Source organism: Arthrobacter sp. TE12232, assembly GCF_054062615.1.
Window position 1 is genome coordinate 61,135 of sequence record NZ_JBSSFK010000001.1, and the last position, 26,400, is coordinate 87,534.

24 protein-coding genes are annotated in these 26,400 nt (G+C 67.3%); 11 read left to right on the top strand and 13 right to left on the bottom strand.

What is annotated here, in order from left to right; translation table 11 throughout:
• Positions 1–15: 15 nt before the first annotated feature.
• From sufD to ACVWZ7_RS00315, 3 genes are read right to left on the bottom strand one after another with little or no spacing between them, the layout of a single operon-like run.
• The gene (sufD, locus tag ACVWZ7_RS00305) at positions 16–1,302 is read right to left on the bottom strand and encodes a Fe-S cluster assembly protein SufD (protein WP_456506540.1); all 1,287 of its coding nucleotides are present in this window, start codon (positions 1,300–1,302) and stop codon (positions 16–18) included.
• The gene (gene sufB, locus ACVWZ7_RS00310) at positions 1,302–2,765 is read right to left on the bottom strand and encodes a Fe-S cluster assembly protein SufB (RefSeq protein WP_116765731.1); all 1,464 of its coding nucleotides are present in this window, start codon (positions 2,763–2,765) and stop codon (positions 1,302–1,304) included. Before sufB ends, sufD begins: the two co-directional genes overlap by 1 nt.
• Positions 2,765–3,676, bottom strand: a complete 912-nt coding sequence (locus ACVWZ7_RS00315) for a helix-turn-helix transcriptional regulator (RefSeq protein WP_344367741.1) — start codon at positions 3,674–3,676, stop codon at positions 2,765–2,767. Before ACVWZ7_RS00315 ends, sufB begins: the two co-directional genes overlap by 1 nt.
• A 107-nt stretch (positions 3,677–3,783) precedes the next feature.
• Here ACVWZ7_RS00315 and ACVWZ7_RS00320 point away from each other — a divergent pair, with 107 nt between their 5' ends.
• The 5 genes from ACVWZ7_RS00320 (at position 3,784) to ACVWZ7_RS00340 (ending at position 8,660) form a co-directional block, all read left to right on the top strand.
• Positions 3,784–4,752: an ABC transporter ATP-binding protein gene (locus tag ACVWZ7_RS00320; protein ID WP_344367742.1), complete on the top strand. Its 969-nt coding sequence runs from the start codon at positions 3,784–3,786 to the stop codon at positions 4,750–4,752.
• 98 nt (positions 4,753–4,850) lie between these two features.
• Positions 4,851–5,561, top strand: coding sequence for an ABC transporter permease (locus ACVWZ7_RS00325; RefSeq protein WP_456509038.1), 711 nt, complete (start codon positions 4,851–4,853; stop codon positions 5,559–5,561).
• 7 nt (positions 5,562–5,568) lie between these two features.
• Positions 5,569–6,513, top strand: coding sequence for a COX15/CtaA family protein (locus ACVWZ7_RS00330; RefSeq protein WP_116765735.1), 945 nt, complete (start codon positions 5,569–5,571; stop codon positions 6,511–6,513).
• 222 nt (positions 6,514–6,735) lie between these two features.
• Entirely contained in the window at positions 6,736–7,260 is a 525-nt protein-coding gene (locus ACVWZ7_RS00335) for a hypothetical protein (protein WP_237563291.1), read from the top strand.
• A gap of 281 nt (positions 7,261–7,541) precedes the next feature.
• Positions 7,542–8,660, top strand: coding sequence for an acyltransferase family protein (locus ACVWZ7_RS00340; protein ID WP_456506541.1), 1,119 nt, complete (start codon positions 7,542–7,544; stop codon positions 8,658–8,660).
• A 90-nt stretch (positions 8,661–8,750) separates the two neighbouring features.
• Here the strand turns inward: ACVWZ7_RS00340 and ACVWZ7_RS00345 are convergent, their stop codons facing one another.
• The gene (locus ACVWZ7_RS00345; protein WP_091254060.1) at positions 8,751–9,713 is read right to left on the bottom strand and encodes a heme o synthase; all 963 of its coding nucleotides are present in this window, start codon (positions 9,711–9,713) and stop codon (positions 8,751–8,753) included.
• 512 nt (positions 9,714–10,225) lie between these two features.
• Here ACVWZ7_RS00345 and tkt point away from each other — a divergent pair.
• From tkt to pgl, 6 genes are all read left to right on the top strand, one after another.
• Positions 10,226–12,343: a transketolase gene (gene tkt / locus ACVWZ7_RS00350; protein WP_456509039.1), complete on the top strand. Its 2,118-nt coding sequence runs from the start codon at positions 10,226–10,228 to the stop codon at positions 12,341–12,343.
• Between the two features lie 63 nt (positions 12,344–12,406).
• The gene (gene tal / locus ACVWZ7_RS00355) at positions 12,407–13,522 is read left to right on the top strand and encodes a transaldolase (RefSeq protein WP_091254056.1); all 1,116 of its coding nucleotides are present in this window, start codon (positions 12,407–12,409) and stop codon (positions 13,520–13,522) included.
• A gap of 6 nt (positions 13,523–13,528) precedes the next feature.
• Positions 13,529–15,166, top strand: a complete 1,638-nt coding sequence (locus ACVWZ7_RS00360) for a glucose-6-phosphate isomerase (protein ID WP_456506542.1) — start codon at positions 13,529–13,531, stop codon at positions 15,164–15,166.
• A gap of 15 nt (positions 15,167–15,181) precedes the next feature.
• On the top strand, positions 15,182–16,744 hold the full coding sequence (zwf, locus tag ACVWZ7_RS00365) for a glucose-6-phosphate dehydrogenase (RefSeq protein ID WP_344367748.1): 1,563 nt from the start codon (positions 15,182–15,184) through the stop codon (positions 16,742–16,744).
• Entirely contained in the window at positions 16,741–17,682 is a 942-nt protein-coding gene (locus tag ACVWZ7_RS00370; protein WP_344367749.1) for a glucose-6-phosphate dehydrogenase assembly protein OpcA, read from the top strand. The genes zwf and ACVWZ7_RS00370 overlap by 4 nt, the downstream gene beginning before the upstream one ends.
• Positions 17,672–18,490 carry a 6-phosphogluconolactonase gene (pgl, locus tag ACVWZ7_RS00375; protein ID WP_344367750.1) on the top strand — a complete coding sequence of 273 codons (819 nt, stop codon included), beginning with the start codon at positions 17,672–17,674 and terminating at the stop codon, positions 18,488–18,490. Before ACVWZ7_RS00370 ends, pgl begins: the two co-directional genes overlap by 11 nt.
• Here the strand turns inward: pgl and ACVWZ7_RS00380 are convergent.
• The 9 genes from ACVWZ7_RS00380 to rapZ form a co-directional block, all read right to left on the bottom strand.
• On the bottom strand, positions 18,443–18,838 hold the full coding sequence (locus ACVWZ7_RS00380; RefSeq protein WP_091247868.1) for an RNA polymerase-binding protein RbpA: 396 nt from the start codon (positions 18,836–18,838) through the stop codon (positions 18,443–18,445). The two genes, pgl and ACVWZ7_RS00380, sit on opposite strands and share 48 nt — an antisense overlap.
• A 114-nt stretch (positions 18,839–18,952) precedes the next feature.
• Positions 18,953–19,210 (bottom strand): preprotein translocase subunit SecG, encoded by a 258-nt coding sequence (gene secG, locus ACVWZ7_RS00385; protein WP_116765741.1) that lies wholly within the window; start codon positions 19,208–19,210, stop codon positions 18,953–18,955.
• Between the two features lie 49 nt (positions 19,211–19,259).
• A complete protein-coding gene (tpiA, locus tag ACVWZ7_RS00390; protein ID WP_344367752.1) occupies positions 19,260–20,075 on the bottom strand; it encodes a triose-phosphate isomerase in 816 nt (271 codons plus the stop codon).
• A gap of 130 nt (positions 20,076–20,205) precedes the next feature.
• Complete coding sequence (locus tag ACVWZ7_RS00395) at positions 20,206–21,432, bottom strand: phosphoglycerate kinase (protein ID WP_456506543.1); 1,227 nt, start codon at positions 21,430–21,432, stop codon at positions 20,206–20,208.
• Positions 21,433–21,442: 10 nt separating this feature from the next.
• Positions 21,443–22,453 (bottom strand): type I glyceraldehyde-3-phosphate dehydrogenase, encoded by a 1,011-nt coding sequence (gap, locus tag ACVWZ7_RS00400; RefSeq protein WP_091247878.1) that lies wholly within the window; start codon positions 22,451–22,453, stop codon positions 21,443–21,445.
• Between the two features lie 265 nt (positions 22,454–22,718).
• Complete coding sequence (locus tag ACVWZ7_RS00405; RefSeq protein WP_018772998.1) at positions 22,719–23,342, bottom strand: superoxide dismutase; 624 nt, start codon at positions 23,340–23,342, stop codon at positions 22,719–22,721.
• Positions 23,343–23,445: 103 nt separating this feature from the next.
• Complete coding sequence (whiA, locus tag ACVWZ7_RS00410; protein WP_091247880.1) at positions 23,446–24,426, bottom strand: DNA-binding protein WhiA; 981 nt, start codon at positions 24,424–24,426, stop codon at positions 23,446–23,448.
• A 10-nt stretch (positions 24,427–24,436) separates the two neighbouring features.
• Positions 24,437–25,456, bottom strand: a complete 1,020-nt coding sequence (locus tag ACVWZ7_RS00415; RefSeq protein WP_456506544.1) for a gluconeogenesis factor YvcK family protein — start codon at positions 25,454–25,456, stop codon at positions 24,437–24,439.
• A complete protein-coding gene (gene rapZ, locus ACVWZ7_RS00420) occupies positions 25,456–26,379 on the bottom strand; it encodes an RNase adapter RapZ (RefSeq protein WP_456506545.1) in 924 nt (307 codons plus the stop codon). Before rapZ ends, ACVWZ7_RS00415 begins: the two co-directional genes overlap by 1 nt.
• Between the last annotated feature and the right edge of the window lie 21 nt (positions 26,380–26,400).

The following is a 26,400-nucleotide window of genomic DNA, read 5'->3' on the forward strand; positions in this document are numbered from 1 at the left end:
GTGCTGCTGTGCTGGCTAATGATTCGTTGCCGCGAGTTCGCGCTCGACAGCGTCCGTGAGGCGCTCTTCGATGGCAGGAACCTTGATCTGCTGGATGATCTCGTTCAGGAAGCCGCGGACCACCAGACGGCGGGCCACCTCTTCCGGAATGCCGCGGGCCATCAGGTAGAACAGGTGCTGGTCGTCGAACCGTCCGGTGGCGCTGGCGTGGCCGGCGCCGGCGATCAGGCCGGTCTCGATCTCAAGGTTGGGCACGGAGTCCGCGCGGGCGCCGTCGGTCAGGACCAGGTTGCGGTTGGCCTCGTAGGTGTCGGTGCCTTCTGCCTCCTTGCGGATCAGAACGTCACCAACCCACACGGTGTGCGCATTGCGGCCCTGCAAGGCACCCTTGTACAGGACGTTGGACTTGCAGTTGGGCACGGAGTGGTCCACGAACAGGCGCTGCTCGAGGTGCTGGCCGGCGTCGGCGAAGTACAGGCCGAACAGTTCCACTTCTGCGCCCGGAGCGGTGAAGCGTGCCGACGGCGTGACGCGCACGAGGTCGCCGCCGAGGCTGACGACGATGTGCTTGAACTTGGCGTCCCGGCCGAGCTTGGCCTGCTGGGAGGAGGCATGCACGGCGTCGTCGTTCCATTCCTGGAGCGAGATGACGGTGAGTTGCGCGCCGTCCCCGACGACGATCTCGATGTTTTCCGAGACGACGGCGGTGCCCTGGTGGTCCAGGACTACGACGGCTTTGGAGAACTTTTCGGCGACGATCACGACGTGCTGCGCGGAGGCCTCGGTGCCCTGGCCGGTCAGCATGACGCTGACCTCGCCGTCGACCTGGACCTCGGCGGGAACCGTGATGACGGTGGCCTTGGTGAAGTTCTCCCAGGCGTTCGCGGACACACGGTCCTCGGGGATGGCGGCGGAGCCGATCCGGCGGTCGTCGCGGCCGACGGTTTCCACGGTGACGCTGTCCGGGGCGGTCACGCTCACGGACGGGGCGGCGCCGTTGAGGACCTCGGTGTGCAGACCGCGGAGGCGCTTGAGCGGGGTGAACCGCCAGTCCTCTTCCATGCCGGTCAGCGGCTTGAAGTCAGCCAGCTTGTAGGAGGTCAGCCGGCCGGCGCGTGAGCTGTCCGGAATGCCGACGCCGCCACCGTGGGAGTGGCGCTTGACGGCCTCGCCGGCCAGCGGCGCCTTGGACTCCGCGGCATTCAGCGGTGAGAGGCTCTCGCCTTCCTCGGTGAAACCGTTGATGAACGGCTGGGCTGACGGCGCGCCGATGCGGGCCTTTTCAGTAGTGATGTCAGTCATTAACCGACCGATCCTTCCATCTGCAGTTCAATCAGGCGGTTCAGCTCAAGGGCGTATTCCATCGGCAGCTCACGGGCAATCGGCTCGATGAAGCCGCGGACGATCATCGCCATGGCCTCGTCTTCGCGCATGCCGCGGGACATCAGGTAGAACAGCTGCTCTTCGCTGACGCGCGAGACCGTGGCCTCGTGGCCCATGGTGACGTCGTCCTCGCGGATGTCGATGTACGGGTAGGTGTCCGAGCGGCTGATGGTGTCCACCAGCAGGGCGTCACAGCGGACCGTGTTGGCCGAGTGCTTGGCGCCTTCGCGGACCTGGACCAGGCCGCGGTAGGCGGCACGGCCGCCGCCACGGGCCACGGACTTGGAGATGATCGAACTCTTGGTGTTCGGCGCGATGTGGACCATCTTGGAGCCGGTGTCCTGGTGCTGGCCTTCGCCGGCGAACGCGATGGACAGGGTCTCGCCCTTGGCGCCCTCGCCCACGAGGTAGACGGCCGGGTACTTCATGGTGACCTTGGAGCCGATGTTGCCATCGATCCACTCCATGGTGGCGCCCTCTTCGCAGATGGCGCGCTTGGTAACCAGGTTGTACACGTTGGTGGACCAGTTCTGGATGGTCGTGTAGCGGACGCGGGCGCCCTTCTTCACGATGATCTCCACGACGGCGGAGTGCAGCGAGTCCGAGGTGTAGATCGGCGCGGTGCAGCCTTCGATGTAGTGGACGTAGGAGTCCTCGTCGGCGATGATCAGGGTGCGCTCGAACTGGCCCATGTTTTCGGTGTTGATCCGGAAGTAGGCCTGCAGCGGAATGTCCACGTGGACGCCCTTGGGCACGTACACGAAGGACCCGCCGGACCAGACGGCCGTGTTGAGCGAGGCGAACTTGTTGTCGCCCACCGGGATGATCGTGCCGAAGTATTCCTGGAAGATCTCCGGGTGCTCGCGCAGGGCGGTATCGGTGTCCAGGAAGATGACGCCCTGGGCTTCGAGGTCCTCACGGATCTGGTGGTACACCACCTCGGATTCGTACTGGGCCGCAACACCGGAAACCAGGCGGCTGCGCTCGGCTTCCGGGATGCCGAGCTTCTCGTACGTGTTCCGGATGTCCTCGGGAAGGTCTTCCCAGGTGGCGGCCTGCTTCTCAGTGGACCGCACGAAGTACTTGATGTTGTCGAAGTCGATGCCGGAGAGGTCCGCGCCCCAGGTGGGCATGGGCTTGCGGTCGAAGTACTTCAGGCCCTTGAGGCGCAGGTCCAGCATCCATTCCGGCTCGCTCTTCTTAGCCGAGATGTCGCGGACAACGTCTTCGTCGATGCCGCGGCGGGCGTTGGCTCCGACGTCGTTCTTGTCGGCCCAGCCGTACTCGTAGGTGCCGATTCCGTGGAGCTCGGGATTCTTTTCCAGAATCTCCGAAATCACAGTAGAGTCAGCAACCTTCTTCTCTGATAGTTGGTCCGTCATCACGGCCTTTCTTGCAGATGGTTGGATACTTCATCCGGGGTACCCGGGGCTGCGGGACTGGAAGCCCCGACGGCGGCCGGACGGCCCGTAGGTATGTGGGTGGTGCAGACGTGCCCGCCGCGCGCGAGGGTCGACAGCCGGCGCACATCGACGCCGACCAGCCGGGAGAACACTTCGGTCTCCACATCGCAGAACACGGGGAACTGGGCCGCCAGGTGCTGGATGGGGCAGTGCCCCTGGCAGAGCTGGACGCTGGACAGGGCGGCCGGAAGCGGCGCCTTGGCTTCAATCGACTGCGCCGAGGCGACGAAACCGTCGCGGCTCAGCGCCTCGGAGAGGGCCCGGGCCCGGGCCGTGATGTCCGGTCCGGCCTGCTCGATCCCGGGCGCGTAGCGGCGTTCCATGTCGGCGAACCGTTCGACGGCAAACTGCCGGACCGCCTCGGGGCCGGCGGCCTCGCCCAGGCGGCGCAACGCCACGGTGGCGATGTCGAGGTAGTCGTTGCCAAGCGTCGACTGGCCCTGGGAGCTCAGGACATAGCGCCGGGCGGGACGTCCCGCGCCGGCACCGGCACGGGCAGCCCGCTTGACCTCAATCACGCCGCTGCGCGAGAGGTGGTCGAGGTGGCGGCGGACGGCGGCAGGGGTGAAGCCCAGGAGGTCGCCGAGTTCGGCGGCGCTGATGGGTCCATGCTCCAGCACGGCGTTGAGGACGCGGTCACGCGTGCGCTCTTCGGCGTCGTGGGTCTGGCTGGCGGCGCCCGCGGGAACGGCGTCGGGAACCTCATCCGGGACGACGGCCACGTGCGCCCGGTCGGACCCGAGGCGAGCAGCGCCGCGGCCGGACCGGGCACGGGGCGCAGCGGCTCCCGACACAGCGGCTCCAGACACAGAGGGACTCATGGAATACACAACACAATCATGTCGTAATTTACTCCGGCGATCCAGTAAGGCATGGCTTGCCTGCAGTTGGCGCCCGTTCCGGGGGAACGCCGTACTACATCGCGTAGAATGCTGTGGTGCGATCTCCCGAATCCCCCGTTCTGACCATCAGCGGGCTCGTCAAGGATGTTGGTCCACTGCCCACCCTCGACGGCAAGATGCTGCGCGTGGTCAGCGGCCTTTCCCTCGTTGCCGAACGCGGTCAGGTAACAGCCCTGCTCGGCGCCAACGGCGCCGGCAAGACCACCACCATCGAATGCGCCCAGGGGCTGCAGAAGCGGACCTCCGGCACCATCAGCCTGCTCGGCCAGGATCCGGACACTGCCGGCGCCGGCCTCCGTGCGCGCGTCGGTGTCATGCTGCAGGACGGCGGTCTCCCGCCGTCGGCCCGTCCCATCCCGCTGCTGAAGCACATTGCCGGCATGTACCAGGATCCGTGGCCGGTGGATGAGCTCATTGCCCGCCTGGGGATCGAGTCGTTCAGCCGCACCTCAGTGCGGCGCCTGTCCGGCGGCCAGAAGCAGCGCCTTGCCCTTGCGGCGGCGCTGGTCGGCAACCCGGAGGTTCTCTTCCTCGACGAGCCGAGCGCCGGCCTGGATCCGCAGTCCCGCCAGATGGTCTTCGATCTCATCGCCGAGCTGCGTAACAGCGGGATGGGAATCATCCTCACCACCCACCTGATGGACGACGCCCAGCGCCTGGCCGACTACGTCTACATCATCGACGCCGGACGGAACGTCGCTGAAGGCACCGTCGCTCAGCTCCTGCAGCATCAGCTGCCCGCCGGCGACGACGGGCAGCACATCCGCACCCTGCTGTTTGAGACCGAACCGGGCCTGGACTTCACCGGCGTGCTGACCGACGGCGTCGAGGTCACCGAGGCCCGGGCCGGCAGCTACGCCGTGACCGGCGCACTGACCCCGGCGGACCTCGCGGCGATCACCGCGTGGTGGGCCGCGCGCGGGATCATGCCCAGCTCCCTGAGCCTTGAGGCACGCAGCCTTGAGGACGTCTTCCTGGACATCTCCGGAAGGGAGATCCGATGACCCGCGTTTCCGGCGGCGCGCCTCTGGGCAGTGCCCCCCTGGGCAGTGCGCCGCTCACAGCACACGGCAGCGCACCCGCTCCGCTGCTGCGCAGGATCATGCTGCAGGGGCGGTACGAAACCATCACCATGCTCCGGAACGGCGAGCAGCTGATCCTCGCGATCGTCCTGCCGCTGCTGGCCATGGTCGGCCTGACCGTGACGCCGCTGCTGGACGGGCTGGGTTCGAGCCGCATCAACGTTGCCGTCCCCGGCATCCTGGCCCTGTGCGCCATGTCCACCGCCTTCACGGGCCAGGGCATCGCCACCGGCTTCGACCGCCGCTACGGCGTGCTGCGCTTTCTTTCCACCACTCCCCTGGGCCGCACCGGACTGATCGCCGGCAAGATCCTGGCCGTCCTGGCCGTCTTGTTCCTGCAGGTGCTCATCGTCTCGGCCGTGGCCCTGGTGTTGGGCTGGCAGCCCAACCCCGCAGGCTGGCTGCCCGGCATGCTCATCCTGGTCCTCGGGGCCGCATGCTTCACCGCGCTGGGGCTGCTGGTCGCCGGGACGGTCCGGCCGGAGGCGACCCTGGCCATCACCAACCTGCTCTGGATTCTGCTCGGCGCCCTGGGCGGGATCGTGATCCCGTCCGAACGGCTCCCTGCGCTCTCGCAGGCTGTGGTGCACTTCCTCCCCTCCGGCTCGCTGGGCCAGGCGCTGAGGGATGCTTTCCTGTACGGCAGCGTCAACGTTGCTGCCGTCTTTGTCCTGCTGCTCTGGACGGCGATCGCCGGCGGCGCGGCAATCCGTTGGTTCAAGTGGAATTGAGAAAACTGTGAGCACGGCGTCACGCACACCCCGGATCGTTTCCGGGTTCACCTCCCGACTGCCCGTCACGGTCGACAACAGGATCAGGCGGCTGGCCGTGTTGTCCCTCATCGGCCAGATCGTCCTGGTGGTGACAGGCGGCGCCGTCCGGCTTACCGCCTCGGGCCTTGGCTGCCCCACCTGGCCGCGCTGTACGGAAGGATCCCTGGCCACCACGCCGGAAATGGGGTTCCACGGAATCATCGAATTCGGCAACCGGCTCCTGACGTTCGCGCTGGCCGCCGTCGCGGTGATGATGCTCGTGTACCTGTGGAACCTCCGCAAGGAACGCCGCGACCTCTTCCTGCTGGCCCTCGGCCTGCTCGCCAGCATCCCGGCCCAGGCCGTCATCGGCGGCATCACCGTCCTCACCCAGCTGAACCCGTGGGTCGTGGGCCTGCACTTCCTGGTATCCATGGCCCTCGTGGTTCTGGCAACCCTTCTGGTGAACCGCGCCTACGGCCGCACGGGCAAGGCCCGGACCGTGCAGCTTCCGGCCCTGCCGGGCGCCGCGCGCCCGGTGATGACCGCCGTCGCGTTCTTCTCCGCCGTGGCCGTTTGCCTGGGCGTGGTGGTGACCGGGGCCGGCCCGCATGCCGGCGACGCCAACGCCCCGCGCAATGACCTCGACTGGGACCTGTTCGCGCACATCCATGCCATGCCGGCGTACCTGGTGACCGCCGGAGCGCTGTTCGGAGTGTTCCTGGTGCTGCGCGGGCGTATCCCGGGGCCGTTCCGTTCCGCGGTGTTCATGCTCCTGGGCGTCACTGTGCTGCAGGCCATCATCGGCTTCACGCAGTACTACAACGGCATCCCGGCGCTGCTCGTGGGCGCACACATGCTGGCCGCGGCCCTGCTGATGAGCGCGGCCACCAACGCCGCGGACCTCGCCCGCTACAGCCCGGTGAAATAGGCGCACCAACACCTCCCACAACAAACAACGCGGGGTCACTTACCGCTCGTTCCGCACCTGGCGGATGGGCCGTAGGCAACCCCGCGTTGCTTGTGTTTGTGGGCTCCGGTCTGGCCTCGGCGGGTTCCCCGGGAGCACTATGAGATGGCATGGATTTGGATCGTTGCGGTCGTGGGCATGTCGTCGTTCACTCCTGTGACGCTTACCGGAAGGCCTTCTCACATGGATCCCATCGAACCGCCCGTGACCCTGTCACCCGCGGCCCGCCAACGCGCGGCGAGCCTTAAAGAGCGGGTCTACATCATCTTTACGAGCCTCGCAGTGGTGCTGGCGCTTCGGAGCCACGCGGACGAGACGTCGCCCGCGGCCGCCGCCGCCACCCTCAGCATCGTGGTGATCGGTTCCCTGCTGGGGATTTTCGTCGCCGATCTCCTGAGCCACCTGACGGTTCATTCGACGCTCCCCACCGGTGAAGAACTGCACCATATGATCGCGGTCAGCGCCGGCGGTCTCGGCGTTCTGGTGACTCCGCTGCTCCTGCTCGCAGCGGCCGGCCTCGGGCTGTGGTCGACGGCCGTGGCGCTCGGCTGGGCGGTCGTTGTTCTCGTTGCATCACTCATGGTCGTCGGGTACCTCGCGATCCGGCGCCTCGATATCCCGCTCCATCACAAGGCCGCCATCATGTTCGCCGAAGTCGTCTTAAGCCTTCTGGTGATCGGGCTCGAACTCATCGCCCACAACCTCTGAATCCCGGGCTGTTGCGGGCGAACGCACCACCAGACGGACCGTGGTCAGGTTTCGTCCAGCCGCGTCCGGGATAATAGGTAACGGCGCGGTGGCGCCGGAATCACATTCATCAGAAGAGGAACGGCACGGTTTTGCCTTGATTCAGCTGAAATAGAAACCGGCCGGAAAGAGGCTCCGGAGGTTATATGGCGTTACTAGTCGGCGAAAGGGCCGCCACGGCCGCCCTGCAATCTACAGACCAACACGCTACAACCAGACAAACCGCAAGCAAGCAATTCACAGTGCGTCCGCGGCTTGACGGCCTGGACGTCCTTCGCGGCGCTGCCGTTGGCGCAGTCCTGCTCGGACATTCCTGGCCTGGAATATTTCAAGGCGCCGGCATCATCGGTGTCATTGCGTTCTTCGTGCTGAGCGGATACCTGATCACGAACGTGCTGCTCAGGGACGTGGAACGGCATCGAAAGATTCGCTACGGCCGTTTCTATGCACACAGGGCCTTCCGGCTCGTGCCGGCCCTGATCTCGCTCCTGGGCGTGTACGCCGTCGTCGAGCTGGCCACCGACGTGCTGGGGGACCGGTCCAAGGGCATCGTCGGGTACACCGTTCTCGCCGGCCTCGGCTACCTCAAAGACCTGCCGCTGCCCTTCGACGTCAGCATGGCCATCGGACCGCTGTGGACGCTGGCGGTGGAGGAACAGTTCTATCTGATCTGGCCCGCGCTGCTGGTGCTCGCCCTGCGGCGCAACCGGCAGGGCCGGTTGATCGTCTGGTCGGCCGCCGTCGCCCTGTCCCTGATGACGGCAAGCGTGCTGGCGATGGAGATCATGGCTCCGCAACTTCATTCCCTGGTCTACGCGTTGCCCACGACGTGGGGCCTGGGCCTGATCCTAGGGTCGGCCCTGCGCCTCTACCGGATCCGCGTCTTCGGCTGGTTCGCGGGCCGCCGGCTCAGGCTCGCCGCCCTGCTCGGCTCCTCGGCACTCCTGGTCGCGCTGGCGTTCTTCCCGAAAGCCAACGAAACGCCGGCCTTCTTCTTCATCGGAGGCCCGCTGGCTATGGCTGCCGCGGCCGTCCTGGTGGCCCTCGCCGCCTCCCGCACCCGTGCGATGCCGACGTGGACGCGCCCGCTGCAGCTGCTGGGCACCGTGTCCTACGCCGCCTATCTCTGGAATTACCTCGTCATTCTCTGGCTCAACGGCGGGTCGACGGCGGATCTGCCGCCGCTCGTGGCGGTGTCGGCCATCGTGGTGACCCTGGTCATCGCGGTCATCAGCTGGCACACGGTCGAGAGGCTCGGGCGGATCGCGCGCCATCGCTTCGACCAGCGGTACCCGGACCAGCGGCCGGCGGCCGGCGTCGTTCCCCCGCCCGGTCCGCGCCAGGAAGTAAGCGCCGACTAGGAGCAGCGCCCTCATGGCACTGCCGCAAAACAGCAGATGCTCCCTCACCAGTGGTGAGGGAGCATCTGCTGTCTTAAGAACAGGGAGGACTCAGCCGCCCATGACCGCCGAGCCGATGAACGGGTCCACCGCCAGGGCAATGAAGAGAAGTGTCAGGTAGCTGATGGAGCCGTGAAAGACCTTCATGGCGCCCTTGTTGGAGACGTCGCCAGACTGGGCGCGGTTGTACAGGGCGTGCGACTCGTACAGGAACCACGCGCCGGCCGCGACGGCGGTCACCGTGTACACCCAGCCCGCGCCGCCGGCCGGGATCAGCAGGAGCGAGCATGCCACCATGGCCCACGCGTAAAGCACCACCTGCACCGAGACCACCTTGGCGCCGGCGATGGCGCCCAGCATCGGCACGTTGGCGTTGCGGTAGTCCTCGCCGTACCGCATCGACAGCGGCCAGTAGTGCGGCGGGGTCCAGAGGAAGATCACCATGAAGAGCACGACGGCGGGCCACTCCACCGTGTTGGTGACGGCGGCCCAGGCGATCAGGACAGGGAAGCAGCCCGCGGCGCCGCCCCAGACGATGTTCTGGGCGGTGCGTCGCTTGAGGATCATGGTGTAGATGACCACGTAGAAGACGATGGCGCCGAGGCCCAGCCATGCGGCGAGCGGGTTGGCCCCGAACCAGAGGATGGCGATCGCCGCGGCGCCCAGCAGCCAGGAGAAGATCAGTGCTTCGCGGGGGGTGACCTCGCCGGTGACCAGCGGCCGGTTCTCGGTGCGGTGCATGAGCTTGTCGATGTCGCGGTCGATGTAGCAGTTGAAGGCACCGGCAGAGCCTGCCGCGAAAGCGCCGCCCACGAGCGTCGCCAGAATCAGGCCGATCGAGGGGAATCCGCGCTCGGCGTAGATCATGGTGGGCAAGGTGCTGACGAGCAGGAGCTCGATGACTCGGGGCTTCGTGAGCGCCAGGTAGGCCTTGGCTTTGCGGCCGAAGCCCATTCTTGCCGAGGCCGGGGAGGCGTTCAGCGGCGTATTTGTTGTGCTCACGGTGGCAGTCACTCTGTTCTGTCTGGGCAGTTCTGTCTGGCTGGCAGCCCCGGGTGGATGTCGCAACGCTTTTTGCTGCAGACGGGCTCTGCGCGCAGCGCACGCCCGTGTCCTTGCCCCAGTCGAAGGCCACCACCCATCATACCGTGACGCTGCGCGCACCCGGCCCGCCGCCGGGCCCCAATGATTCGGGCGCGTTAACGCCGGCTCACGGGCGCAATAACGCGCGGTGATTCATATAAGCGAAATCAGGTCCAATTGGTGAGATATACGCTGACCACCAAGTGGAATGGGACTAGGCTGTTCTTAGATCAGCGCACACGGGCACGCACCAACGCAATTGCCGAGTAATTGCCCGGCAATTGCCGAAACCGGCGGCTCTGGATCTGCGTCTGAATGATAGATCAACGTTTCGATGGTGAACGGCTGGTACGTACTGCAGCGGGCACCGAACTGTGCCCGGGGTGGGACCAAGCGTACCGCCGGCCGTCAGCACAGAGAGGGGCCCGGTTTTCGTGCCACATTTGGAAGAGCAAGAACTGTCATGGACTACCTTGGACCAGCGCGCCGTGGACACTGTCCGGGTGCTGGCCGCGGACGCGGTGGAGAAGGTGGGCAACGGCCACCCCGGGACCGCGATGAGCCTGGCCCCGGCCGCGTACCTTCTCTTCCAGAAGCTGATGCGCCACGACCCGAAGAACCCGGACTGGCTGGGCCGTGACCGGTTCATCCTGTCCCCGGGCCACACTTCCCTGACCCTGTACATCCAGCTGTTCCTTTCCGGCTACGGGCTGGAACTGAAGGACCTGGAAGCCCTGCGCACCTGGGGCTCCCTGACCCCGGGCCACCCGGAATACAAGCACACCGCCGGTGTGGAGATCACCACCGGCCCGCTGGGCCAGGGCTTGGCCTCAGCGGTCGGCTTCGCGTACTCCCAGCGCCGGATGCGCGGCCTGTTCGACGCCGACGCCCCCGCCGGCGAGTCCCCGTTCGACCACACCATCTGGGTCATCGCCTCCGACGGCGACCTCCAGGAAGGCGTCACGTCCGAGGCATCGTCCTTGGCCGGGCACCAGGAACTGGGCAACCTCGTGGTGATCTACGACGAGAACCACATCTCGATCGAGGACGACACCGACATCGCCTTCACCGAAGACGTGCTGGCCCGCTACGAGGCCTACGGCTGGCACACCCAGCGGGTCGACTGGACCCGCACCGGCGAATACGTCGAAGACGTCGCCGAACTCCATGCCGCGCTGCTGGCCGCAAAGGCCGAGACCGGCAAGCCCTCGATCATTTCGCTGCGCACCATCATCGGCTACCCTGCGCCGAAGAAGCAGAACACCGGCAAGATCCACGGCTCGGCCCTGGGCGCCGAGGAAGTCGCGGCCCTGAAGAAGGTCCTGGGCTTCGATCCGGAGCGCGCGTTCCAGGTCGACGATGACGTCCTGGCTCACACCCGCGAGGCGCAGGCCCGCGGCGCCGAGGCCCGCACCGCCTGGCAGAGCAGCTTCGAGGCCTGGCAGTCCGCCAACCCGGAGAACGCCGCCCTGCTTGAGCGCATCGAAGCCAAGAAGCTTCCGGTCGAGCTCGACGCCGCACTGCCGGTCTTCGAAGCCGGCAAGGACGTTTCCACCCGCGCCGCATCCGGCAAGGTCCTGAACGCGATCGGCCCGGTCATGCCCGAACTCTGGGGCGGCTCCGCCGACCTCGCCGAATCGAACAACACCACGATCGAAGGCTCGCCCTCGTTCATCCCGGCCTCACGCTCCACCGGGGCCTGGAAGGGCAACCCGTACGGCCGGGTGCTGCACTTCGGCATCCGCGAGCACGCCGCCGCGTCGATCGTGAACGGGATCAGCCTGCACGGCCGGACCCGGGCGTTCTCGGGAACGTTCCTGATCTTCTCCGACTACCAGCGCCCCGCGATCCGCCTCGGCGCCCTCATGGGCGTGCCGTCCCTGTACGTCTGGACGCACGACTCCATCGGCCTGGGCGAGGACGGCCCCACCCACCAGCCCGTGGAACAGCTGGCCTCCCTCCGGGCGATCCCGGGACTGGACGTCGTCCGCCCCGGCGACGCGAACGAGGTCGCTGCGGCGTGGAAGGTCATGCTGGAGAACCACGAGAACCCGGCCGGCATCGTCCTGACCCGGCAGAACATCCCCACATACGCCCGCGGTGAAGGCGACGCCAGCGGCGACACCTTCGGTTCCACCGCCGGCGTGGCCAGGGGCGGATACGTCCTCGCCGAAGCCTCCAAGGACGGCGCGACGGTCCCGGCCGAGGTCATCCTGATCGGTACCGGCTCCGAAGTTCAGCTCGCCGTGGCCGCCCGTGAGGCCCTGCAGGCCGAGGGCATCGCCGCCCGCGTCGTCTCCATGCCCTGCGTGGAATGGTTCAACAAGCAGGACGCCGCCTACCGCGAAGCCGTCCTGCCGGCCGCCGTCAAGGCGCGCGTCTCCGTCGAAGCAGGACTTGCCCTGGGCTGGAAGGAATTCGTCGGCGACGCCGGCCGCTCCATCAGCCTTGAGCACTTCGGTGCCTCCGCGGACTACAAGCGCCTCTTCCAGGAATTCGGCATTACCGCCGAAGCCGTCACCGCTGCCGCGAAGGACTCGCTCGCCAGCGTCACAAACTGACCCACCCCCATGGTTCCGGGGGACGCTGTGCCCCCGGAACCCATCATTTCCAGGAGTTATGACATGACTACCCCCACCCAGCAGCTCTCCGACGCCGGCGTCTCGATCTGGCTCGACGACCTCTCCCGCGGCCGCCTGCAGACCGGTACCCTGCGCAAGCTCATCGAAGAGAAGAACGTCGTTGGCGTCACCACCAACCCGTCCATCTTCCATGCCGCCATCACCTCCGGCACGGACTACGACGCCGTCATCGCTGCCCAGGCCGCGGCCGGCTCCACCGTTGAAGAGACCGTCTTCGAAATCACCACCACCGACGTCGCCGACGCCTGCGACCTCTTCGCTCCCGTCGCCGCCGCGACCAAGGGCGTCGACGGCCGCGTGTCCATCGAGGTGGACCCCCGCCTTGCCTGGGACACCGCCGGCACCATCGCCGAAGCGAAGCACCTGTACAAGAAGGTCAACAAGGACAACGTCCTGATCAAGATCCCGGCAACCCTCGAGGGCCTCGAAGCCATCACGGCCACCCTGGCCGAGGGCATCAGCGTCAACGTGACCCTGATCTTCTCGCTGGAACGCTACCGCGCCGTCATCAACGCCTTCCAGTCCGGCCTGGAGCAGGCCAAGGGCAACGGCCACGACCTCTCCACGATCCACTCCGTCGCGTCCTTCTTCGTCTCCCGCGTCGACGCCGAGATCGACAAGCGCCTCGATGCCATCGGCACCGACGAAGCCAAGGCACTCAAGGGCAAGGCCGGCCTGGCCAACGCCCGACTGGCCTACCAGGTCTACGAGGAGCTCTTCTCCACCGAACGCTGGGCCCTCCTCGCCGAAGCCGGCGCCCTGCCGCAGCGCCCGCTGTGGGCCTCCACCGGTGTGAAGGACCCGGCCTACCCGGACACCCTGTACGTCACCGAACTCGTCGCACCTGGCGTGGTCAACACGATGCCGGAGAAGACCCTGGACGCCACGTTCGACCACGGCGTGGTGACGGGCGACACCGTCACCCGCGGCTACGACGACGCCAACGCGACGCTGAACTCCCTCGACAACCTGGGGATCTCCTACAACGACGTCGTGGCACTGCTTGAGTCCGAAGGCCTGGACAAGTTCGTGGCCAGCTGGAAGGAACTCCTGGGCGACGTCGAAGGCGCCCTGGCCTCTGCACGGAAGGCTTCCTAACCCACCATGAGCACACTCAGCTACGACGCCACCGGCGCAGCCCGCCAGGCCCACGAACAGCACCTCCCCGCACTGCTGGAGGACCGCATTGCCACCCGGATCTTCGCGAAGGACCATACCCTGTGGGGTCCCGACGCCGAAGCCGAGTCGGCTGTCCGGCTGGGCTGGGTCGAGGCGGCCACCGTCTCCCAGCCCCTGGTCAGCGGGATCCTGGCACTCCGCGACGCACTGAAGGCCGACGGCGTGACGCGCATTGTCCTGTGCGGCATGGGCGGTTCCTCGCTGGCACCTGAAGTCATTGCGGGCACCGCTGGCGTCGAGCTGACCGTGCTGGACAGCACCGACCCCGAACAGGTCAGTGCCGCCCTCGTGGACCGGCTGGCCGAAACCGCCATCGTTGTTTCGTCCAAGTCCGGCTCCACGGTCGAGACCGATTCACAGCGCCGGATCTTCGAACAGGCATTTACCGATGCCGGCATCGACGCAAAGAGCCGCATCATCATCGTCACCGACCCGGGCTCGCCCCTGGACAAGGCCTCCCGTGAGGCCGGCTACCGCGCAGTCTTCAACGCCGACCCCAACGTCGGCGGCCGCTTCTCGGCGCTGACCGCGTTCGGGCTGGTCCCCTGCGGGCTGGCCGGCGTGGACATCCAGGCGTTCCTGGATGAGGCCGAAGAGGCCGCCGAGATCCTCAACGACGACTCGGAAGACAACATCGGCCTCGCCCTCGGCACGGCCCTGGGCGGCACCAGCCCGCTGCGCAACAAGATCGTCATCGCAGAAGACGGGTCCGGGATCGTCGGGTTCGCCGACTGGGCCGAACAGCTCATCGCCGAATCCACGGGCAAGCTGGGCACCGGCGTGCTGCCGGTCGTGGCCGGCCCCGCCTCCCCCGAAGCCACCCTGGGCGCACCGGATGTCCTGGTGATCCGGCTCGTCTCGGCGGATGCCGACGACGTGCAGCTCGGCGAGAACGAGGTTGCCATTGCCGGGGGCCTGGCGACGCAGATGATGGTGTGGGAATTCGCCACCGCCGTAGCCGGCCGGCTGCTGGGCATCAACCCGTTTGACCAGCCCGACGTCGAGGCCGCCAAGGTGGCCGCACGCGGCCTGCTGGACGCACAGCCGAAGCCGACGCCCGCGAACTTCACCGACGGCGCCATCGAGGTCCGCGGCGGCGACTGGCTGGGAGATGCCTCGACGGCGTCTGCCGCCGTCTCCGCGCTGCTGGCCCAGCTCGCAGAGGACAGCTACCTCAGCGTTCAGGCCTATTTCGACCGGCTCGCCTACGCAGGCTTCGAGGGTGTCCGTGACCAGCTGGCGGCCCTGAGCCGGCGCCCGGTCACGTTCGGCTGGGGCCCCCGCTTCCTGCACTCGACGGGCCAGTTCCACAAGGGCGGACCTGCGATCGGCGTCTTCCTGCAGGTCACGGCCGCGTCCGCCATGGACCTGGCCATCCCGGACCGCCCGTTCACGTTCGGCGAGCTGATCTCGGCGCAGGCCGCCGGGGACGCCCAGGTCCTGTCCGAGCACGGCCGTCCGGTCCTCCGGCTGCACCTGACCGACCGGGCAGCGGGTGTGAAGCAGCTCCAGGAGCTCGTCACGACGCTTGCCGGCCAGGCAGCACCTTCCACCGAAAGCTAAGGCACCCACGCAACCATGCCAGAAACCTACAACGGCGGCAGGACCACGGCCGGCCGGAGGCGCAATCCGCTCCGCGACCCGCGTGATCGCCGTCTGAACCGTATTGCCGGGCCGTCATCGCTGGTCCTCTTCGGGGTGACCGGGGACCTCGCCCGGAAGAAGCTCATGCCGGCCGTGTATGACCTCGCCAACCGCGGGCTGCTGCCGCCGAGTTTCGCCCTGGTGGGCTTTGCCCGCCGGGAGTGGGAGAACGAGGACTTCGCCGCGGAGGTCAGGGAGTCCGTCAAGGCGTATGCCCGGACCCCGTTTGATGAAACGGTCTGGAAGCAGCTCTCGGAGGGCATCCGCTTCGTACAGGGCGAGTTCGACGACGACGAGGCGTTCAAGCGGCTCTCGGACACGATTGATGAGCTCGACGAGCAGCGCGGGACGCGCGGCAACCACGCGTTCTACCTCTCGATCCCGCCGAAGGCCTTCGAGCAGGTCTGCCGCCAGCTCTCCAAGCACGGCCTGGCCCAGGCCGAGGGCGACAAGTGGCGCCGCGTGGTGATCGAGAAGCCCTTCGGGCATGACCTCGAGTCGGCCCGGCAGCTCAACGACATTGTCGAATCGGTGTTCCCGCCGGATTCCGTGTTCCGGATCGACCACTACCTGGGCAAGGAGACGGTGCAGAACATCCTGGCACTGCGCTTCGCCAACCAGCTCTTCGAGCCGCTCTGGAACGCCAACTACGTGGACCACGTCCAGATCACCATGGCCGAGGACATCGGCACCGGCGGCCGGGCCGGGTACTACGACGGCGTGGGCGCGGCCCGCGACGTCATCCAGAACCACCTGCTGCAGCTCCTGGCCCTGACGGCCATGGAGGAGCCAATCTCCTTCAATGCGGACGACCTGCGCGCGGAGAAGGAAAAGGTCCTCTCCGCCGTCCGGCTCCCGCACGACCTCTCCACCCACTCGGCCCGCGGGCAGTTCACCGGCGGCTGGCAGGGCGGCGAGGAGGTCCTGGGCTACCTGGAGGAAGAGGGCATCCCGGCCGATTCGAAGACCGAGACGTTCGCCGCGATCCGGGTGGACATCAACACCCGCCGCTGGTCCGGCGTGCCGTTCTACCTGCGCGCCGGCAAACGCCTGGGCCGCCGGGTGACGGAAATCGCCGTCGTGTTCAAGCGCGCCCCGAACCTGCTCTTCACCGACCACGGCGAAGACGACTTCGGCCAGAACGCCGTGGTGATCCGGGTCCAGCCCGACGAGGGCGCCACGATCCGGTTCGGGTCCAAGGTCCCGGGCACCCAGATGGAGGTCCGCGACGTCACCATGGACTTCGGCTACGGGCACTCCTTCACCGAGTCCAGCCCGGAAGCCTACGAGCGGCTCATCCTGGACGTGCTGCTGGGAGAGCCGCCGCTGTTCCCGCGCCACGCCGAGGTCGAGCTGTCCTGGAAGATCCTTGACCCGTTCGAGGACTACTGGGCGTCCCTGGACGAACAGCCCGAGCCCTACCGGCCCGGCAGCTGGGGTCCCGCCTCAGCCGATGAACTCCTTGCCCGCGACGGACGAACCTGGAGAAGGCCATGATCGTAGACCTCCCCGACACCACCACCTCCAAGATTTCCAAAAAGATCATGTCCCTGCGCGAGCAGGGCGGCGTGATCGCCCTGGGCCGGGTCCTGACCCTTGTGGTCGTCACCCGCTCCGGGCTCGAGGAGGAGGCCATCGAGGCCGCCAACGAGGCCAGCCGGGAACACCCGTGCCGGATCATCGTCCTCGCCGATGCCGGGGCCTCCGCCCCGACCCGGCTGGACGCGCAGATCCGCGTCGGCGGCGACGCCGGGGCCTCCGAGGTCATCCTGCTGCGCGGCTACGGCGAACTCGCCGAGGAAAGCGAATCCCTCGTCGCGGCGCTGCTGCTGCCGGACGCCCCGATCGTGGCCTGGTGGCCACACGGCGCCCCGCGGAACGCGTGCCAGACCTCGATCGGGGGCATCGCGCACCGCCGGATCACCGACTCGGCCAACGAGGCGGACCCGGTCGCGGCGCTGGAGAACATCCGCCGCACCTACAAAGCCGGCGACACCGACCTCGCCTGGACCCGCCTGACCAACTGGCGGATCCAGCTGGCCGCGGTCCTGGACCAAGTGGACGACTCACCCGTCACGGCCGTCGCCGTCGAAGGTGCCTCGGACTCCCCCAGCACCATCCTGCTCGCGGCCTGGCTGACCCTGGCCCTGGACGCTCCCGTCACGATCGTCGCGGACCCGGCCGGCACCGGGATCCGGCGGGTCCGGCTGACCCGCACCGGCGGCGACGTCCAGCTCTTCCGGCCCGGACTGACCATCGCCGAACTGACCCAGCCCGGCCAGCCGGCGCAGCGGATCTCCCTGCCCCGCCGCAGCCTCAAGGACTGCCTGGCAGAAGAACTTCGCCGCCTGGACCCCGACGAGGTCTTCGGCGAAGTGATTACTATGGGACTGCCACGTACCAATCTAAGGAGTGTCCGTCCCAGTGAGCGCTGACCCCAGAGTAAGCATCCATCCTGACTCGACCGTCCTGATGGCTGCGATCGCAGCCCGCCTGATCACCAAGCTCGTGGACATCCAGGACCGGCACGGCGAAGCCACGGTGGTGCTTACCGGGGGCACAATGGGCATCGGTTCGCTCAGGGCCGTGGCCGAATCCCCGGCCGCGAAGGCCGTCGACTGGTCCAAGGTGAACTTCTGGTGGGGTGACGAGCGCTTTGTGCCGGCGGATAACGCCGAACGCAACGCCCGCCAGGCCCATGAGGCTCTCCTGTCCCGCATCCCGGTTGATCCGGCGCGGGTCCACGTGCCCGGTTCCACCGATGACTTCGGGAGCCCGGAAGAGGCTGCGGCGGATTATGCGCGCCGGCTCGCTGACGCGGCCGCCGCCGAGCACGCCGCGGACATGTCCGATGACCGGCCGGAACACCCGGGCCGGCTTCCGCGCCTGGACATTGTCCTCCTCGGCGTCGGCCCGGACGCGCACGTCGCGTCGCTCTTTCCTGAGCAGGCCGGCATCCGGGAGAAGGAACTGACCGTCGTGGGGGTCCAGAACTCCCCCAAGCCGCCGCCGGGCCGGGTTTCCCTGACCCTGCCGGCCATCAACACGGCGTTAGAGGTGTGGATGGTGGTGGCCGGCGAGGACAAGGCCGGCGCCGTGGGCCTGGCCCTGGCCGGCGCCAATCCCGTGCAGGTTCCCGCGGCCGGGCCGCGGGGCCGCCGGGAGACCTTGTGGCTCATTGACGAGAACGCGGCCTCACGGGTCCCCGAGCAGCTCGTCCGGAAGGGCCCGTCCGGCGCGTAGCCGTTCCAGCGCTCCGGCCAGTACGTCTTCGGCGTCCTGGCTGGAGCGCCGTTCTTTAACGTATTCCAGGTGGGTCTTGAACCCCTCCGTTGGCACGTCGTCCAAGGCGAACTTTGTTTCGTCGCGGGTTGCCGTGCCGCCGCAGCGCCGGCAGTCCCAGACTCCCGGGATCTGCTCCTCGGGGAGTTGGGCGAACACGAGCGCGGTTTCATGGCCTTTGGCGCACCGGTAGGAGACACGAATACGGGGCTGGCGTGCGCCGGCCCCGTTCATTGGCTCGTGGCGGGGTGATGCCCCTTCGGTGGCGCCCACACGGATTCCCTTGAATCCGGAAGCAGAATGCAGCATCGGGAACTCCTAGCTACTCAGCTGGTGGATTGGTGCTTGCCAGCGACAGTGTAGTTCGAAGTTCCCGATGCCGGGAGGGCCTCAAGCCCCTTATGAAGTTCTCGAAAAGACGTGCTAGGAATCGGCGCCTGTGCTGAACCGCATGATCAGGCCGAGGGCGATGATCACGACGCCCCAGGTGACACCGAGGATGACCGTGAACCGGTTGAGGTTCCGCTCCGCGACACCCGAGGAGCTCAGCCCCGAACTCATGCCGCCGCCGAACATGTCCGACAGGCCGCCTCCGCGTCCCTTGTGGAGCAGGATGAGCAACGTCAGCAGGAGGCTGGTGATGCCCAGGAGGACCTGCAGAATGACATGAAGAACGTCCACGACGGCCTTTCAGAAGAATTGGATTGCGGGGGCCAAACCTGTGTCCGGACTAATCCGTCAGCAGGTGACTCTCGAACCTGACAATATTAGCAAACTCCGCAGCGTCCAGGCTGGCACCGCCGACCAGCAAGCCGTCGACGTCGCGCTCCTTCAGGATCGACGCCGCATTGTTCGCCTTGACCGACCCCCCGTAGAGCAGTCGCGTCTTGGCGGCGACGTCGGCACCGAACAGGGTGGCCAACTCGGCACGGATTGCGGCGCACATTTCCTGCGCGTCCTCCGGGCCGGCGACCTCCCCGGTGCCGATGGCCCAGACGGGCTCGTAGGCGACGACGAGTTCGGCGGCCTGTTCCGGGGTGAGGCCCTCGACGCCCGCGCGCAGCTGGGCGAGCGTGTGGTCGACGTGGGTGCCGGCCTGGCGGATCTCGAGTCCTTCACCCACGCACAGGACGGGGGTGATGCCGTGCCGGAAAGCGGCCTTGGTCTTGGCGTTCAGGACGTCATCGGACTCGTTGTGGATGGTGCGGCGTTCGCTGTGGCCGACCAGGACGTAGCTGCAGCCCAGCTTGGCGAGGAACTGTCCGGAGATGTCACCGGTGTAGGCGCCCGAGTCGAACTGGGAGAGGTCCTGGCCGCCGTAGACGACGTCGAGTTCGTCGCCCTGGACGAGGGTCTGGACACCGCGGAGATCTGTGAACGGAGGGAAGACTGCAACCTCCACCCGGCTGTAGTCGTGCTTGGCGTCGGACAGGGTCCACGCGAGCTTCTGCAGGAGGGTGATGCCCTGGACGTGGTCCATGTTCATCTTCCAGTTGCCGGCGATGAAGGGCTTGCGATCGAATTTACCGTTGGTTGACGTGGTCACATGATCTCCAAGAGTGCTGATGGTATGAGCAGCCGGCAGGGTGCCCGGTCCCTTGCGGACGGGCACCCTGCCGGCTGGATTGCCTGGCGGCTGCTGCTTTAGCGGCCAGTGTTTCTAGCGGTCGGTGTTTCTAGCGGTCGAGGACGCTCAGGCCGGGGAGTTCCTTGCCTTCAAGGTACTCCAGGCTTGCGCCGCCGCCGGTGGAAATGTGGCCGAACTGGTCATCGGCGAAGCCGAGGGTCCGGACCGCGGCCGCGGAATCCCCGCCGCCGACCACCGTGAATGCGTCCGTCTCGGTCAGTGCCTGGGCGATGGCGCGGGTACCGCCGGCGAAGGCCGCGAATTCGAACACGCCCATGGGGCCGTTCCAGAACACCGTCTTGGCGCCCTTGATCCGTTCCGCGAAGGCCGCTGCCGAGTCCGGTCCGATGTCCAGGCCGATGCCCTGCACGCCGAAGCTGCTGGACTCGATGGCGTCGGCAGCAACGGTCTCGTGCTCGGCGTCGGCGGCGAACTTGCTGGCCACCACAACATCGGTGGGCACCACGAATTCCGTGCCGGCGTCCGCGGCGCGCTTCAGGTATTCCTGCACGACCGGGATCTGGTCCTCTTCGAGCAGGCTGCCCGCGACCTTGTGGCCCGCGGCGGCAAGGAAGGTGAACAGCATGCCGCCGCCCACCAGGATCGTGTCCGCCTTGCCGATGAGGTTGTCGATCACGGCGAGCTTGTCCGAGACCTTGGAGCCGCCAAGGACGACGACGTAGGGCCGCTGGGTGTCGGTGGTGAGCTTGCGCAGCACCTCGACCTCCGTGCGGACGAGGTCGCCCTGGTAGGACGGCAGCCGGGTGGCGACGTCGTACACGCTGGCGTGCTTGCGGTGCACTGCGCCGAAGGCGTCATCGACGAACGCGCCGTTGTCGCTGGTGAGGGCGACGAGCTCGTCCGCGAAGGCGCCGCGTTCGGCGTCGTCCTTGGAGGTCTCCCGGGCGTCGAAACGCACGTTTTCCAGGACGAGCACTTCGCCGTCCTGGAGGGCGGAGGACAGCTCCTTGGCCGACTCGCCGACCGTGTCGCCGGCAAGGGTGACCTTGAACCCGGCAAGCTCGGCCAGTCGCGTGGCGGCCGGCTTGAGCGAGTACTTGTCTTCGGGGGCGCCCTTGGGGCGGCCCAGGTGTGCTGTGACCAGCACGCGGGCACCGGCGTCCGTGAGCTTCGCCAGCACTGGCAGGGAGGCCTTGATGCGGCCGTCGTCAGTCACTGTAGAGCCGTCGAGCGGCACGTTCAGGTCACTTCTGACCAGAACGTACCGCCCGCGGACACCATCAGCGATCAGTTCGTTGAGGGTGTGGAATGTCATGAGTCTTACCCTAGCCCAGCTTGGACGCAACAAGCTCCGTGAGGTCCACGAGGCGGTTGGAGTAGCCCCACTCGTTGTCATACCAGGACACAACCTTGACCTGGTTGCCGATCACCTTGGTCAGGCCGGAGTCGAAGATGGAGGATGCCGGGTCGCCGACGATGTCCGAGGAGACAATGGGCTCGTCGGTGTAGGTCAGCAGGCCCTTGAGCTCTTCGCTCTCGGAGGCTGCCTTGAGGGCGGCGTTGACTTCCTCGACGGTGGTTTCGCGCGAAACCGTGACGGTCAGGTCCGTGGCCGAGCCGGTGGGGACCGGGACGCGGATGGCGTAACCGTCCAGCTTGCCCTTGAGCTCCGGCAGGACCAGGCCGATTGCCTTGGCCGCACCCGTGGAGGTGGGGACCATGTTGATGGCGGCGGCGCGGGCGCGGCGGAGGTCGTTGTGCGGGCCGTCCTGCAGGTTCTGGTCGGCGGTGTACGCGTGGATGGTCGTCATCAGGCCGCGCTCGATGCCGAAGGCGTCGTTGACAACCTTGGCCAGCGGGCCGAGGCAGTTGGTGGTGCAGGAGGCGTTGGAGATGATGTGGTGCGCAGCGTCGTCGTACAGTCCGTCGTTGACGCCCATCACGATCGTGATGTCCTCGCCGGAGGCGGGGGCGGAGATCAGGACCTTCTTGGCGCCGGCGTCGATGTGCTTCTGCGCGTCGGCGGCCTTCGTGAAGAAGCCGGTGGACTCGATGACGATGTCAACGCCGAGCTCGCCCCAGGGCAGCTTGGCGGGATCGCGCTCGGCGAGGACCTTCACGGTCTTGCCGTCGACGACGATGTTGCCGTCCTTGACCTCGATGGATTCCGCCAGGCGGCCGCCCACGGAGTCGTACTTGAAGAGGTGAGCGAGGGCTTCCGGGCTCGTGAGGTCGTTGACTGCAACGATCTCAAGGTCGGCGCCCTGTGCGAGGGCGGCGCGGAAGTAGTTGCGGCCGATACGGCCAAAGCCGTTGATGCCAATACGGGTCGTCACGTTTTCAGTCTCCTTGGTGCTCTTGCGAGCACGACTAGTTGAGAAGGCGTTCAAGCCAACTAACAGATCCCGCACGCCATTGGGCAGAGATAATTACCAGATCGGAGGACGACCAGCCACGTTGCTGAAGGCTAACCGCCTTCCGTGATCCATCTTACGTTTAACTGGGACTGCCCCCGCAAGTGCGGGGGCAGTCCGTCCACATTTCGGGCCGAACCGGCCGTAATGTGAGCTTTGTTACAAACAGGAGTCGGTCCTGTCACCCTTACAGCGTGATGAGGCCCGTCGCGTTCTTGCGGGCAGCGTCGAAGCGCTTGGCGACGTCGGCCCAGTTCACGATGTTCCAGAACGCCTTGACGTAGTCGGCCTTGACGTTGACGTAGTCCAGGTAGAAGGCGTGCTCCCACATGTCCAGCATCAGCAGTGGAGTGGTGCCGAGCGCGACGTTGCCCTGCTGGTCATAGAGCTGCTCGATGACCAGGTTGCCGCCGATCGGCTCGTAGGCCAGGAAGCCCCAGCCGGAGCCCTGCAGGCCCAGCGCCGCGGCGCTGAACTGGGCACGGAAGGCGTCGAACGAGCCGAAGGCGTCGTCGATGGCCGCCGCGAGCTCGCCTTCGGGCTTGTCGCCGCCGTCCGGGGAGAGGTTCTTCCAGAAGACGGAGTGGTTGATGTGGCCGCCGGTGTGGAACGCGAGGTCCTTGGAGAGGCGGTTGATGTTGGCGAAGTCGCCCTTCTCGCGCGCCTCGGCCAGCTGGGCGAGGGCGTTGTTGGCGCCAGCCACGTAGGCCGCGTGGTGCTTGCTGTGGTGCAGCTCCATGATCTTCGCGGAGATGTGCGGCTCCAGCGCTGCGTAGTCATAGTCGAGCTGAGGCAATACGTACTCGGTCACAAAATCCTCCAATGTCGTGGACGGGTTGTCCGGTTCGGTAACTCTCGGATTGTGCATCCGGATGCCGGGCATCCGGAAATCTGTTCTTGATTCTAAGGTGACGCTAGTCGTCGAGCATTTCCGGCGTCACATTGGCTTCCGTGCCCGGGATGCCGAGGTCCTGGGCCCGCTTGTCCGCCATCGCCAGGAGCCGGCGGATCCGGCCGGCAATGGCGTCCTTGGTCATGACAGGGTCGGCGAGGCGGCCGAGCTCGTCCAGGCTGGCCTGCTTGTGCGCGACCCGCAGCTCCCCGGCGTACTTGAGGTGGTCCGGGACGTCGTCGCCCAGGATTTCCAGGGCACGGTCCACCCGGGCTCCGGCGGCGACGGCGGCCTGGGCGGAGCGGCGCAGGTTCGCGTCATCGAAGTTCGCGAGCCGGTTGGCGGTGGCACGCACTTCCTTGCGCATGCGGCGTTCCTCCCAGACCATGAGCGCGTCGTGGGCGCCCATGCGGGTCAGCAGCGCGGCGATCGTGTCGCCGTCGCGGATCACCACACGGTCCACTCCCCTGACCTCGCGGGCCTTGGCCTGGATGCCGAGCCGGCGGGCCGCGCCGACGAGGGCCAGGGCCGACTCGGGGCCGGGGCACGTGACTTCCATGGAGGAGGAGCGGCCGGGCTCGGTGAGTGAGCCGTGGGCCAGGAAGGCGCCGCGCCAGACGGCCTCGGCGTCCGCGGCCGATCCATTGACCACTACGGAGGGCAGGCCCCGGACGGGCCGGCCGCGGGTGTCCAGGAGACCGGTCTGGCGGGCCAGGGCCTCGCCATCGCGGACCACGCGCACCACGTAGCGGCTGCCGCGGCGCAGGCCGCCGCCGGAGACGACGATGATCTCGCTCTGGTGGCCGTACACTTCGGCGATGGCGGCACGCAGCCGCCGGGCGGTCGATGCGAGGTCGACCTCGGCTTCGATCACAATCCGGCCCGAGATGATGTGCAGCCCGCCGGCGAAGCGGAGCATGGCCGATACCTCGGCTTTGCGGACCGAGGACTTCTTGATATCCAGACGGGAAAGTTCTTCCTTGACTGATGCTGTCAGTGCCATGGCACCTTTCCTAACTATTCCCGAAAATATCGTGGTACGCCGTCGCCAGCCGCAACGGATCGTGGACCGGACGGCGACCAGACGCCCCCACTTTACCCAAGACCACCTCGGCACCGAGCATTCCGGCCGCCTGCTCGAAGTCGGGCAGGTCCTGGACCGACGCCGGATCGGCCAGGACGACATCGACCGTGAACTCCGGCGCGTACTCGCGCAGCACCCGGAGGTGGTCCGCGGCGGTCATGCCGGCGGTCTCCTTGGTGTCGGTGGCGAGGTTCATTGTCAGGCAGCGCCGGGCCGCCGTGTTGCAGAGGGCCTCGCGCATTTCCGGGAGCAGCAGGTGCGGCAGGACGGAGGTGTACCAGGAGCCCGGGCCCAGGATCACCCAGTCGGCCAGTTCGATCGCGGTCAGGGCTTCCATGCAGGCGGGGGCGTCCTCCGGTAACAGCCGGACTCGTTCGAGGGACCCCGCGACGGCACACTTGGCCTGCCCCGTCAGGGTCTGCAACGCCGTGGTGCCGTCCGGGGCCGTGACCCGGACCTGGCCTTCGATGGTCAGCGGGATGCTGGACATCGGCAGGACTTCACCGCGTGCGCCGAGGAGGGCGCCGGCCCACTTCAGGCCGGCGACCGTGTCGCCCAGGAGTTCCCAGAGGGTGACGATCAGGAGATTGCCCATGGCGTGCTCGTCGAGGGAGCCGCCGCGGCCCTTGCCGGGGGCAAAGCGGTGCTGCATGACGTCGCGCCAGGTGCGGCCCCAGTCGGTGTCGTCGCACAGCGCGGACAGGGCCATGCGGAGGTCCCCGGGCGGCAGGACGCCGTACTCTTCACGGAGCCGGCCGGAGGATCCGCCGTCGTCCGCGACGGTGACGATCGCGGTGAGTTCGGAGGTGAGAAGCCGCAGGGCGGACAGCGACGCGGAGAGGCCGTGGCCGCCGCCGAGCGCCACTACGGAGGGGCCTTTGTCCTGCTGGCTGGCGAATGCCGCGCTGGCGGGCGGGACGAGGGGCAGCGGGCCGGTCAGCAGCGCCATTATTCGCGGCCCAGGTCCCGGTGCGTGGTGGTCACGGTGACGCGCGGATACTGCGCCAGCCTCCGTGAGAGCTCGACGGCCACCGCGACGGAGCGGTGCTTGCCGCCGGTGCAACCCACCGCGATCGTGGCGTAGTGCTTGTTCTCACGCCGGTACCCGTCCAGGACCGGTTCCAGGGCCAGGACGTAGCGCTCCACGAAGTCGCTGACGCCCTGCGCTTCCAGCACGTAGTCGCTGACGTCCTTGTCCAGCCCGGTGTGCGGCCGCAGCTGCGGCACCCAATGCGGGTTGGGGATGAAGCGGGCATCGGCCACGAAGTTGGCGTCCACGGGCAACCCGTACTTGAAACCGAAGCTCATGACGTTCAGCCGCAGGGCCACCGGACCGGTCTCGCTGAAGAGCTCGGTGATGGCCGTCGCCAGGCCGTGCACGTTGAGGGAGGACGTATCCAGGACGATGTCGGCCGTGTCCCTCAGATCACGGACAAGCTCCCGCTCGGCGGCGATGCCGTCGAGGATCCGGCCGCCGCCCTGAAGCGGGTGCGGCCGGCGGCCCTGCTCGAAGCGGCGGACCAGGACGTCGTCGTTAGCATCGAGGAACAGCACGCGGAAGGTTACCCCGGAGGCCTCGAGGGCGCGGAGGGCAGCGCGCATGTCCGCGAACAGTTCCTTGCTCCGGACATCCATCACGACGGCGAGCTTGGACATCGAGTGCGGTGTGCGCGACACCAGCTCCGCGAGCGTGCCGAGCATCTGCGGCGGGAGGTTTTCCACGACGTACCAGCCGTGGTCCTCGAGGGCGTCCGAGGCGGTGCTCCGGCCGGCTCCGGACATGCCGGTCACCACGAGCAGTTCCGCCTCGACGGGTTTGACGGGTGTCATGCCGTCCTCATCCGTCCCGGATCCTGCCGTCGAGTCTGCCATCAGTGAAGCCCCATCTCTGCC